We start from the raw sequence: 11,677 nt of genomic DNA on the forward strand, positions 1-11,677 counted from the left end.
CAAATCATCATGCCGTTTGTTAAGCGGCATCACGACCTGAACACGATGACGCCAGATTCGCTCGCCCCCCTGTTAAATGCCGCCGAACAGCTACCTCCCGAACAAGAAGCCGCGCTGAACGTGCTGGTCGTGTATTACGGCTATGCCTCGCCCGCGTTGATCGGCAAATGCCTGTACGATCTCGGTTTTAAGGACAAGAAAGGCAAGGAGCCTAAAGGGGATACGGTCACACCCTATCTCGAAGCGCTGCAATCCTTGCAACTGGTCGAGAAACACCCCAAACAGTCGGTTTACCGTTGTCCCAGGCGGATTGTCGAACCCTTGACCCGGAAACTGGCGGAAGACAAGCGCGCGTTCGAGAAAGTCGCGGCCAGCATCGGCAGGCATGCACCGACGCGCGGCGGCTATTACCGTTACCAAAACGCTGATGAATGTTTGCGGGATGCGCGCATTCTATTTCATCTCCGCGACTATGCGCAGGCGAATGAATGCCTCAAAATCGGCCGTTATGTTTTACGCTTGCCGGATGATTTCGATATTTATCTGGCGTGGGTTCTGAATCCTCTCGATGCGGCCTGGCTCAAGAACCGGCACCCGGTCATTTTACAGCAGATTGCCGGCTATATCGGCCTGCACCAGTTGCTGTATCTGCATAACGATCCGTCCGTGGGCGATTTTTTACGCCAATGCGCGCTGGAGCCGGGCTTTGTGCAGTCGCCTTTGGCGATTCGGGCCTTCGCGGAGCTGCAATTGCTGCGCGGCGATTGGGAGGAGCTGGCAGGCTGGATTGCCGGCCGCGGCGAGCCCGATTTGCAGGCCGTTGCCGCCGCGCGGACCTTTCTGCACGGCGATACCGCGCAAGCGATAGTTCAATTCGATCAGGCGCTGGCGGCACTAAGAAAACAAACCGGCAAACGCACGGCCTATTTCATGGGCATGGCCGGCGTGATTTATCCGCTCGCCATTTTGCAGCAAAAGGACAGCCAGCGGCTGGCCAAATTGCCCGCGCTGCTCACGCAAGCAGTCAAGGCCAACGGCCTTTGGACCGAGGTTTACCGTTATCTCGCGCTGTTTCAGAAATTAGAACAGGGCGAATTGCAGCGGCGCGACGAAATGCTGGCGATCGCGATTCCCTATAAAATCAGTTCCGGTTTTACCGAAGACGGCGAGCCGGAAACGATGATGCTGATGCCGAATTTGCTACAGCATATTTTTTTATTGCTGATCAAATTCTGGGTCAAAGCCGATCATGTCGCCAAAGTAACAGGCGACCAGAAACGCCTGTACCGGCATTTGCACGACAACGGCTACCGCTGGCCGGCGGCGGAATTGGCCAAGGTATTCGCCAAGATCAATCCTTACGAGGCTAAACTTTGGGATGCGGGCTTTCTGGCGGGGCGCCCTTTGGCCTTGGCCGAGTTGTTCGCCAGCCGCCCCGATTGGGATCTGGCGCTGGATGCCTTGCTGAATATCACGCCGCAGGATGCCAGAAGCGCCGAACCCTCGGCTGCCGCGGACAAGCCGATTCGCCTGATCTGGCTGGTCTCCTATCACGAAGCCAGCCATTCGCTCCGGATCGAGCCGCGCGAACAGAAACAGCAGGTCAAGGGCGGCTGGAGCAAGGGGCGGGCCGTGGCCTTGAAGCGCCTGCATACGGAACTCGACAGTTTCGATTATCTGAGCGAACATGACCTGAAGCTCTGCAGAACGATCAGTGAATACCGCGACACCAGTTGGTACGGTTCGACCTATTACGAATTCAACAGCAAAATGCCTCTGGAACTGGCCGGTCACCCGTTGTTGTTTTGGGCGGCCTCGCCCGAGGTCCGGGTCGAAGTGGTCAAGGGCGAGGCCGAATTGCGGGTCAGCCGGCAGGATAACAGCGACAAAATTCGGATCGAACTCAACCCGGTGCCGGGGTTAGAGCAATCTGTCCATGTCAGCAAGGAAACGCCGACCCGTCTGCGCGTCATCGAATTCACCGCCGCCCATCAAAAGATTTATTCGGTACTGGGGGCCAAGGGCCTGGAAGTGCCGTTATCCGCGCAGGAGCGCGTGCTGCAAACCCTGACCGGCATCTCGGGGCTGTTGACTGTGCATTCGGACATCGGCGGCAGTTCCAGCACCGCCGAACAGATCGCCGCCGACGCCACGCCGCGGCTGCATCTGTTGCCGCTCGGCGAAGGCCTGAAGGCCGCGCTGCTGATCCGCCCGTTTGCGACCGACGGCGCGTATTATCCTCCGGGGCAGGGCGGCGAAAGCGTGCTGGCCGAGATCGACGGCAGGCGCTTACAGGCTAAACGTGACCTGAAGCGCGAAAGGCAGAGCGCTGACGAACTCTTCGCGGCCTGTCCGGCGCTGGCAGAGGCGGAACAGGACGAAGCCGGCGAATGGCTGCTCGAAGAGCCGGAGCACTGCCTCGAACTGTTGCTGCAATTACAGGCGCTGCCTGAGGGGCAGGTGATCGTCGAATGGCCGGAAGGTGTCAGATTCCGGCTGCTCGGCCAGGCCGGGGCTTCGGCCTTCAGCATGCACATCAAGCGCGACAACGACTGGTTTGCGCTGCAAGGCGAGTTGAAGATCAATGACGCGACGGTAATCGAAATGCAGGAGTTGCTGGCATTGCTCGGCAACAGCAAGGGCCGCTTCCTGCGATTGCAGGACGGCCAGTTCGTCGCCTTGACCGATGCGTTCCGCCGCCGTCTGGAAGATTTGCAAGCCTATGCCGACATCAGCGGCAAGAAAGTCAGGATCAATCCGCTCGCGGCCCTGGCCCTGGAAGACTGGGGCGAGGACGGCGGCACCTTCAAGGCCGACAAGCATTGGCAGGAGCAGGTGCGGCGGCTGAAGTCCGCGCGCGAGTTTCAGCCGGTCCTGCCTTCGACCTTTCAGGCGGAGCTGCGCGACTATCAGATGGACGGCTACGCCTGGCTGGCGCGGCTGGCCGAGTGGGGCGTCGGCGCCTGTCTGGCCGACGACATGGGGCTCGGCAAAACGATACAGGGCCTCGCCCTCTTGGTCGAACGCGCGCCGAACGGTCCGTCGATGATCGTCGCGCCGACCTCGGTGTGCATGAACTGGGAAAAGGAAGCGAACCGCTTCGCGCCGACTCTGAATCCTCAGCAATTGGGCGGCGGCGACCGCCAGGGACAGCTGGACAGCCTCGGGCCTTACGATCTGTTGATTTGCAGCTACGGCCTGTTGCAGCAGGAGCAGGTCGCCGAGATGCTCGCGAAAATCCGCTTTCAAACGGTGATTCTCGACGAGGCGCAGGCGATCAAAAACACCGCGACCCGCCGCTCGCAAGGCGCGATGAATCTGCAAGGCGATTTCAGGATCATCATGACCGGAACGCCCCTGGGAAATCATCTCGGCGAACTCTGGAACCTGTTCCGCTTCATCAATCCGGGACTCTTGGGCTCGCAGGAACAATTCAATAAACGCTTTGCAGGACCGATCGAACGCGACCGCAGCAGCGCCGCGCGCCAGCAATTGAAGAAGCTGATCCAGCCCTTCATCCTGCGCCGCACCAAGACCCAGGTCCTGCAGGAATTGCCGCCGCGCACCGAAATTCCGGTCTATGTCGAACTCAGTCCCGATGAAATGGCGTTTTACGAAGCGATCCGCCGCGAAAGTCTAAACGCATTGGCCGGCACGGACGGACCTCCCGGCCAAAAGCACCTGCAAATCCTGGCCGCGATCAGCAAACTGCGCCGCAGCTGCTGCAACAGCCGTCTGGCCAACGCCGAGATCAGTCTGCCGAGCAGCAAGCTGTCCGCCTTCGGCGAGATCGTCGAGGAACTGCTCGACAACAAACACAAGGCGCTGGTGTTCAGCCAGTTCGTCGATCATTTGCAGATCATCAAGGACTATGTCGAACAGCGCGGCATCGCCTACCAATACCTGGACGGCTCGACGCCGGCGAAGGAGCGCCAGCAGCGCGTCGATGCGTTCCAGCGCGGCGACGGCGAACTGTTCCTGATCAGCCTGAAAGCCGGCGGCGTCGGCCTGAACCTGACCGCGGCCGATTATGTGATCCACATGGACCCGTGGTGGAATCCGGCGGTCGAAGACCAGGCCTCCGACCGCGCCCACCGCATGGGCCAGCAGCGCCCGGTCACGATCTACCGGATGATCGCGAAACAGACCATCGAAGAAAAAATCGTCGCGCTGCACAGCCACAAGCGCGACCTCGCCGACAGCCTGCTCGACGGGGCGGATGTCAGCGGCAGGATGTCGGCGGATGATTTGCTGAGCCTGATGCGTAGTGATGTTTGACGAGGGGTTTATGACTTTGCATGCGGGTGATTAAGTCTGCATATTCATGCCGTCCGCACCCTTCGGGATGCAGCATCTTGGTGATGTTTCTGATAAAGCGTTTGATCCAGTCGGTATGCCTGCTCGGTGCAGATGCAGTAATGCTTGGCGGATTATGTCCTTAACCTGATCGAGCAACTTGGGCGGCTTACCAGATAAATTTTATGAAGGGTATTGCATTTTGATTGGGATATGATAACTTTTTGCACATTATTGAATATAAATCAGTTTTATGATTTTAAAAATATTTAGATAGCCTTATGACGCAATTTTTTACGTCTGTTGGGATGTTTAATTGCAGTTAGCTTGTTGTTGACAGGTTTTTGGTTTATCGAAACCTACTTGTTTCTGCCTCCACAATTCTATGTCGTGATTTAACGGAGAAAATATAATGTTTGGTTTTGGAATGTCTGCCAGAGATAAATGGCATTTAGAGCAAGCTGAGGTAATGATGCAGCCATATGCTATAACTGTTGGGCAGAAAGAGGCGAAAAAGCTGGCCCGCCAAATGTTCGATTCTGCAAAAGCGGAATTGTTACCTAAATACGGTGCTGCGATGTATGCAGAGGATATTGGTGACAAACTGATAGCTACAAAAAAAGATTTCATTGAAAAAAGACTAGCCTCAGGATTATCTATCGAAGATATACGAAACTATTGGAACCAGACTTTCTTGATGCGTGAACTCTGGTTCAATTTCCTTGAAATGCCTATTTTCATGGAATTAACAAAACTTAAAGAGATGGGAAAAAGTCAGAATGAAATTGACGATTTAATGGCTAAATGGTCGCATGATTGGAGAAAAACAGACCCTCGCTGGGGTGAACCCGATCAATGGAATCCTAATTTGCCTGCAAATAACGGATATTCATCAGATGATGCGGATATGTATATTGAGTTTTTCACGCGTGTAGCTCGTTGGCAAACAAAGACTACTAAAATTGAGCAACAAAACTTGCTTAAAAATTACTCGTCATACAACGCTATGTTGCGGGATTTGATTAGTAAAGGAATTGTTTAATTGACTAGCCATACAATAGGCTTTTTGCTCTAACACCTATTGCCGAGCTGATTATTAGTTGTTAAGTTAAAGCGATGACAGGATATTTATCTACAAATATATTAAATGAGGCGGTTTCCTCGCTTGAGCTTGTAATGGAAAACCTAGAGCTTATTGAAAAGGATGTTTATCGGTGGAAATGGGTAGTGATTGCGCTGCATAACTCAATGCAAAATATAATGGTTTTCGTATTAAACCAAGGTAATGGTTTTCATTCGATGGAAAACGGCTCCTATAAGAAATGGATTGAAGCTTATAGAAATAGCCAGCCACTGCCGTCAACAAAACTCGCTAAATTTTTAGAGCTTTATAAGAGAATTAAGAAAAAATGCATCATGGAGTGTTATGTTTATAGCAAAGCTTATGTGCCAAAACAAAAGAATACAGAATCAGTAAAAAAACTAAATAGTATTAGAAATCGGTTTATTCATTTTGAATTAGATGTTTGGTCATTGGAAACTACAAGTATGCCAAGACTCTGTTTGCATTGCATGGATGTAATCCGTTTTCTGGTATTTGACTCTGGTAATATTTTGATTTCCGATGAAACTCAAAGAGTTAATTTACAGAACACCGTATTACAAACTATAAGGATGTTCGAACATTTGGATTCAAATCTTGAAAATAGCTAACAATCCGGTCAAGGGACGCGCCGCCCGTTGGTGGTTTTGAAGTTTCGTTTTTTATCAAGGCTCGGCGGCTTCGTTTGGCTTTCGTTAGCGGCGCGCCCCTTACCTAAACGTTAGCCCGTAGGTCCGATTAGCGCAGCGTAATCGGACGCATTTTATTGCGACCCAATACTAATTCCCAAGACAGGAAAAAGATATGCCCAACTATCGACGCGCATTCATACCTGGGGGCACTTGGTTCTTTACCGTGAATCTATTGCAACGGCATAACAACGATTTGCTTATTCGCGAAATTGGCTCGCTACGCGAAACGGTAAAACGGGTGCGCGAACGCCATCCTTTTCGAATCGACGCCTGGGTGGTTTTACCGGACCCTATGCACTCTGTGTGGACCCTGCCGCCCGGCGATGCCGATTTCAGTATGCGATGGCGTTTGATCAAAAGTGCTTTTTCGCGTGAGTTAGCCAAAACGGAACGTCGGTCGAGCGTACGTAAAGCGGCCGGCGAACGTGGCATATGGCAAAGCTTCCGCTCCTGCTCTCGCTCCTTGCCTACATCCCTGTAGGCAACGGCATTATTGGGAGCATTTCATTCGCGATGATGCCGATTATCAGCGCCATGTGGATTATGTACACGTGAATCCCTTGAAACACGGATACGTCAAACGTGTGGCGGATTGGCCGTATTCCACCTTTCATCGATATGTCGTGAACGACATTTATCCTACGGATTGGTGTGGCAATTTAAATGATTCGGTTGCTGGCGATGAATAACATGCATCCGATTACGCTGCGCTAATCGGACCTACGCGGGCTGTTAGGATGTCTAATTATAGTTAGCTTTCAAGGAGAATTTCCATGGGTTACGAAGTTCATATAACTCGAAAGGACGAGTGGTCCGAGGAAGACGGCCCAGAAATAACCATTGAAGAATGGAAAAACTATGTTGCAACCGACCCTGAAATGCGGTTGGATGGTTTTGCCGAAGCCACCACACCTGACGGCAGCGTATTGAGAGTAGAAAGTCCTGGTCTTTCAGTATGGCTTGCTTACTCAGGACATGAGAAAAACGGAAACATGGCGTGGTTCGATCACTTTGAAGATAGGATCACAGTTAAAAACCCCGATGAAGAAATACTCATCAAAATGTATGCAATAGCATCAGCGCTTGGGGCAAAAGTCCAAGGTGATGAGGGTGAAATTTATGACTCAAAAGGTCAATCAAATTGGCAGGAACTTCGAGGAAATGCTGAGCCAGAACCAGGTTTGGCTAAGAAGCCATGGTGGAAATTTTGGGGTTGAAAGCTAACAGTGCCATAAACTCGGACGCAAAAAGCATCGCTTCGCTCTGCTTTTTGCGTCCGGTTATGGTCAGAGTTAGGCAAATAGGAGCCACATGCAGCTAATATTCCCTTTGGTATCAATCGTTTTGTTTAGCCTCTTATATTCAGTTTATCTCAAGCTGTCAGCCAGGATGTTGCATGGCTCTATTGTTAGCTGGATACACTCATTTTTATTTTCCTTGCTAATAGTTTTTCTAATCTTGCTCGGACGTGTGGCATCAAGCATTTCGGATATTTCTTTACCTATCGGTCTTAGTTTGGTTTATAGCTTTGCTTTACATTTGGGCCTAGGCGGTTGGTTCTTCAGAAAGCGCATTTCCAACCATGAAGGCAAGCTACTTGGATGGCGTGGTGGCATGCAGCTTACTGCTCTCACATATGGTCTTTTTTGTCTAACCTGTGCAGTATTATGGTCAATACTTTATTTTGTTGGTCCTCCAGCGTAATACATAGCAGCTGTGGCCAGGGTAGAGCCCGTAGATACTGATTAGCGCAGCGTAATCGGACGCATTTTATTGCGACCCAATGCTAATTCCCAAGACAGGAAAAAGATATGCCCAACTATCGACGCGCATTCATACCTGGGGGCACTTGGTTCTTTACCGTGAATCTACTGCAACGGCATAACAACGATTTGCTTATTCGCGAAATTGGCTTGTTACGCGAAACGGTAAAACGGGTGCGCGAACGCCATCCTTTTCGAATCGACGCCTGTAAATCTGAGAATATTTACGTAAATTAATTATTATAAACAATACCTTATTGAAGATTATTAATGTGACTTAGATGTGATAGTTAATGTTGCCTCAAGTAATTTGTCAAGAGTTTCGCGTGGAACAAACAGGGCGATTTCTTCTTAACTGCGGCCGTTTTTTCCTTTTCCTCGTCTCGGCAGGCTGCTGCGCTTGGCGATTCATTTCCTCTTTCAGTAAACGTTTCGACAGTTCGACGGACTTGTCATTGAATTCAAGGTGAAACAGCAAAAAACAACGCGACTCTTTACAGCAGCATGTCGTTGTTTTTTCGCATGCATTGTCGGGAGGGTGGGTCGTGAGGCCGTTTCGCGCCGACGGATAAATTCCGGTTCGCGTATCGGGCGGTGTTTCGGGTGTTGCCGGGTCAGGAGCATGGAATGGGCAGGCGTCCGGACCTCCCATTACCATGAAAATCGATAGGTGAGTGGTGTGGTGGGAGCGACGCCTACGTCGCGATTAAAGCCTCAAGTCGCGACGTAGGCGTCGCTCCTACGGATGATTTTTATTATAAACAAATGCTTGAGATAACTTGTTAAAGTAACTTAAAGGCGTTAGTTAATGTTGCTTCAAGTAATTTATTAAGAGTTCAGCGAAGAAAAAGAGGACGCTATTTTTGCAGAGTCCGTCGCTTTTACGGATGCAATGTCAGGAGGGTCGATCGTGGAGCCGCCATTCCGCCTGATCCCGGGCGGGCAAATGCCGGTCGCGGTCGTAGGGCGGCGTTTCGGATGCCGGTATGTTGTCGCCGGGCCAGTCTTTCGCCCATCGCTGGCGGGTTTCCTCGTCGGCATAGTAGCGCAGGTAAAGCAAGTTATCTTCTTCGCTGCCGCTGCCCAGCAAGTCGATGTGCCAGGCCGAGTCGTTGCTGAGCGGCATGACCGGGCCTTCTTCGCGCAACACCTCATGCCAGAGTTCTTCATACAACTCGCGGTCGCTGAGATGGTTGGTGCTGTAAAGAAACATGCGCAGCATCGCAAGGCCACGGATCGTTTCCCAAAGCTTGGCGGTCACTTGCGCGTCATCCAGCTCCTCCGGAGGCGGCAGATCCAATCCGTTTTGCGCCAGTAAGTCGAACGCCGATTTTTCGGTGTTTTGTTGGGACTCGGGAGTTTTTTTAGCCATTGTTATGTTCCCCGCGAAAAAATGATATATCGTTCCCAGGCTGCATCACGAGACGGGACGCTGGCTCGTCTTGGCCCTGGGGGTTCCCGGACGGCGCGCCACTGCCATTAAGTTAAGGATGGCCGGTCCATTCTCCCTCCGGGAGAAGGCTAGGATGACGACTGCAAGGATGCAGGAGTTAGAGCAATGCAGGAGCTATTGCCGAGGGGATCAAATAAAGTATTTTCCTTATTTTATTCCCCTCACCCCGACCCTCTCCCGAAGGGCATAGGTATCTACACAACATTTCAGCTCAATAAAAACAATAGCTTGTAAAATAGTCTAACCTCCTCTTCTGCTGCTGGAGAGGGTTAGAGTGAGAAGATTGAAATCAAGCATTTACATTCTCCTCATCCCAGCCTTCTCCCCCTGGAGAAGGAGCATAGTGCACTTGTGTAGATACCTATGCCCGAAGGGAGAGGGAGATAACCGCCTTAACTTAATGGCAGTGGTACGGCGCGCGGGAACCGGAAATCGCCAATTTTAACTTTGCTCCCAAGGCAAGCCGTGAAACCGCCAGCCGCCGAGGTTGCCGCGGTGCTTGTTTTGATCGAGCGGGCCTTCGAAGCCTTCCAGTATGTTGATCAGGCGTTTGTAGCCGAGCTGTTCGAGCAGTTTGGCCGCATCCAGAGAGCGCTGGCCGCTGCGGCAGAGCAACAGGATCGGCGCCTCCTTGTTCGGGACCGCGGCCTGTACTTCGGCGGCAAAATTCGGATTCAGTTGCCAGTCCGGCGCTTCCTTCCAGGGGATCAGCACCGCGCCCGGCGGGTGGCCGATGAAAGTGTGTTCCATCTTGGTGCGGACATCGACGAGGACCGCGGCGTTATTATTTTGCAATAGCTCCCAGCATTGCTCAGGGCTTAGGTTTTCGATCATGGTAGGGGCTCTGGGTCAGGTTTTTGGCCGATAAATTGGGCTTCATTACGAAGGCCCCGGTGTATGTCGCCGATCGCGGCGTTATCCCGGTAAAACACGGTCCGCAGCGGCGCAAACAAATCCAGCAGTTCATGCGTGTCCAATAGGTAAGCCGGATTGCTCGGGCCTTCGGCGTTCACTTTCAGGCGCGTGAAGGTTTGATAGAACAGCAGGCCGCCGGGTTTCAAGGCGTTTATTATCGCATCCGTGAGCGAGCGGTCAAGAAAGCGGCCGATCACGATCACATCAAAGGCGGAGGGAGGCAGCGAAGCAGGGCTGATGGTTTCCTGTCCGGCCTCGATCGGAAGTCGATGGCGGCCGGCATAGGCGTGCAATTTTTCGATCGCTACCCCGGAAATGTCGAGCGCGGTGACCTGCATGCCATGCTCGGCAAGAAAAATCGCGTTCGCGCCGAGCCCCGAGGCGAGATCGAGGGCCGTACCTTCTGGCGGCAGCAGAAACGCATTCTCGCTCAACACCGGTGCCGGCGCTTGCTTGCCGGGCTCGTCCTGGCCGTAGATGCGGTTCCATTTTTCGCGAAGTTCCTTCATGTCTCCGGCCCTTCGAGTTTGCTGACGTGCGGTTCCAGCCAGGTTTGCAGAAACTCCATGAACACGCGGACTTTCGCGGACAGATATTTACGGTGCGGATAGACCGCATGGACTTCGAGCGGCGGGGAGGGATAGTCTTGCAGGACAGGAATCAGCCTGCCGCGTTCAATATCCCAGCCGACGATATAGATCGGCAGCATTACAAGACCCATGCCGTTGATCGCGGCGATACGGATCGCATCCGCGACGTTCGCCTGCAGGCGGCCCGTGACATTGATGACCTGATAGCCCGATTCGCTTTTAAACGGCCATTTGTTTTTCGGCGAAATCGACCAATTGATCAGACAGCTATGCTGGGCCAAATCTTGCGGGGTTTGCGGCGTGCCGTATTTGGCTAAATAATCCGGCGAGCCGCAGACGACCAGCGACGAACTGGCCAGTTTGCGCGCGACCATGCTGGTGTCGTTCAGCGCGCCGAGGTAGATTGCGAGGTCGATGCCGTCCTCGATCATGTCGCCGGGACTGCTTTGAATGATCAGTTCGACGTTCAGATCGGGATGCAGTTTTAGAAACTCGGAGATGGCGCGCGCGATATGCGTCGCGCCGATCACCGGCGGAGCGCTGACCCGCAAGGCGCCGCGCGGTTCGGTCTGCAAGTGGGTGACTTCCGATTCCATCTCCTCGATGTCGAGCAGCACCGTCTGGCAGCGCTCGAAATAGGAGGCGCCGACTTCGGTCAAACTCAGGCTTCTGGTGGTGCGGTTGAACAGGCGGGTGCCGAGGCAGCTCTCCAGATGCATGATATGCTTGGTCGCCATCGCGCGCGAAATATCCAGATCGCGCGCGCCGCCGGCAAAGCTTCCCGCTTTCGCGACGCGGACGAACACGTTCATGCTGGTCAATTTATCCACGGGGGTCTCCTGCAATCAACATGGATTTGGCGGATT

At 52.8% G+C, this 11,677-nt stretch carries 8 protein-coding genes and 1 pseudogene; 5 read left to right on the forward strand and 4 right to left on the reverse strand.

Annotation, left to right across the window (positions count from 1 at the left end):
• The first annotated feature begins 9 nt into the window (after positions 1–9).
• From METLA_RS0101825 to METLA_RS0101845, 5 genes and pseudogenes are all read left to right on the forward strand, one after another.
• Positions 10–4,278 (forward strand): DEAD/DEAH box helicase, encoded by a 4,269-nt coding sequence (locus tag METLA_RS0101825; RefSeq protein WP_245598715.1) that lies wholly within the window; start codon positions 10–12, stop codon positions 4,276–4,278.
• A gap of 430 nt (positions 4,279–4,708) precedes the next feature.
• Positions 4,709–5,338: a hypothetical protein gene (locus METLA_RS0101830; RefSeq protein WP_024296929.1), complete on the forward strand. Its 630-nt coding sequence runs from the start codon at positions 4,709–4,711 to the stop codon at positions 5,336–5,338.
• A gap of 74 nt (positions 5,339–5,412) precedes the next feature.
• Complete coding sequence (locus METLA_RS0101835; protein WP_152539347.1) at positions 5,413–6,009, forward strand: hypothetical protein; 597 nt, start codon at positions 5,413–5,415, stop codon at positions 6,007–6,009.
• 193 nt (positions 6,010–6,202) lie between these two features.
• A pseudogene (locus tag METLA_RS23890) lies at positions 6,203–6,779 on the forward strand (REP-associated tyrosine transposase).
• Positions 6,780–6,863: 84 nt separating this feature from the next.
• Positions 6,864–7,307, forward strand: a complete 444-nt coding sequence (locus METLA_RS0101845; protein WP_024296931.1) for a hypothetical protein — start codon at positions 6,864–6,866, stop codon at positions 7,305–7,307.
• Positions 7,308–8,748: 1,441 nt separating this feature from the next.
• Here the strand turns inward: METLA_RS0101845 and METLA_RS0101850 are convergent.
• The 4 genes from METLA_RS0101850 to METLA_RS0101865 form a co-directional block, all read right to left on the reverse strand.
• Positions 8,749–9,225, reverse strand: coding sequence for a hypothetical protein (locus METLA_RS0101850; protein ID WP_024296932.1), 477 nt, complete (start codon positions 9,223–9,225; stop codon positions 8,749–8,751).
• Between the two features lie 522 nt (positions 9,226–9,747).
• Entirely contained in the window at positions 9,748–10,140 is a 393-nt protein-coding gene (locus METLA_RS0101855) for a rhodanese-like domain-containing protein (RefSeq protein WP_024296933.1), read from the reverse strand.
• A complete protein-coding gene (locus tag METLA_RS0101860) occupies positions 10,137–10,730 on the reverse strand; it encodes a class I SAM-dependent methyltransferase (protein ID WP_024296934.1) in 594 nt (197 codons plus the stop codon). Before METLA_RS0101860 ends, METLA_RS0101855 begins: the two co-directional genes overlap by 4 nt.
• A complete protein-coding gene (locus METLA_RS0101865; protein WP_024296935.1) occupies positions 10,727–11,641 on the reverse strand; it encodes a LysR family transcriptional regulator in 915 nt (304 codons plus the stop codon). The genes METLA_RS0101860 and METLA_RS0101865 overlap by 4 nt, the downstream gene beginning before the upstream one ends.
• Between the last annotated feature and the right edge of the window lie 36 nt (positions 11,642–11,677).

It is taken from the genome of Methylomicrobium lacus LW14, from assembly GCF_000527095.1.
Lineage (GTDB): Bacteria > Pseudomonadota > Gammaproteobacteria > Methylococcales > Methylomonadaceae > Methylomicrobium > Methylomicrobium lacus.

Bases quoted from the DNA above. Each gene is read 5' to 3' on its own strand.
- METLA_RS0101825 (WP_245598715.1), top strand. From the start codon at position 10: ATGCCGTTTGTTAAGCGGCATCACGACCTGAACACGATGACGCCAGAT.
- METLA_RS0101830 (WP_024296929.1), top strand. From the start codon at position 4,709: ATGTTTGGTTTTGGAATGTCTGCCAGAGATAAATGGCATTTAGAGCAA.
- METLA_RS0101835 (WP_152539347.1), top strand. From the start codon at position 5,413: ATGACAGGATATTTATCTACAAATATATTAAATGAGGCGGTTTCCTCG.
- METLA_RS0101845 (WP_024296931.1), top strand. From the start codon at position 6,864: ATGGGTTACGAAGTTCATATAACTCGAAAGGACGAGTGGTCCGAGGAA.
- METLA_RS0101850 (WP_024296932.1), bottom strand. From the start codon at position 9,225: ATGGCTAAAAAAACTCCCGAGTCCCAACAAAACACCGAAAAATCGGCG.
- METLA_RS0101855 (WP_024296933.1), bottom strand. From the start codon at position 10,140: ATGATCGAAAACCTAAGCCCTGAGCAATGCTGGGAGCTATTGCAAAAT.
- METLA_RS0101860 (WP_024296934.1), bottom strand. From the start codon at position 10,730: ATGAAGGAACTTCGCGAAAAATGGAACCGCATCTACGGCCAGGACGAG.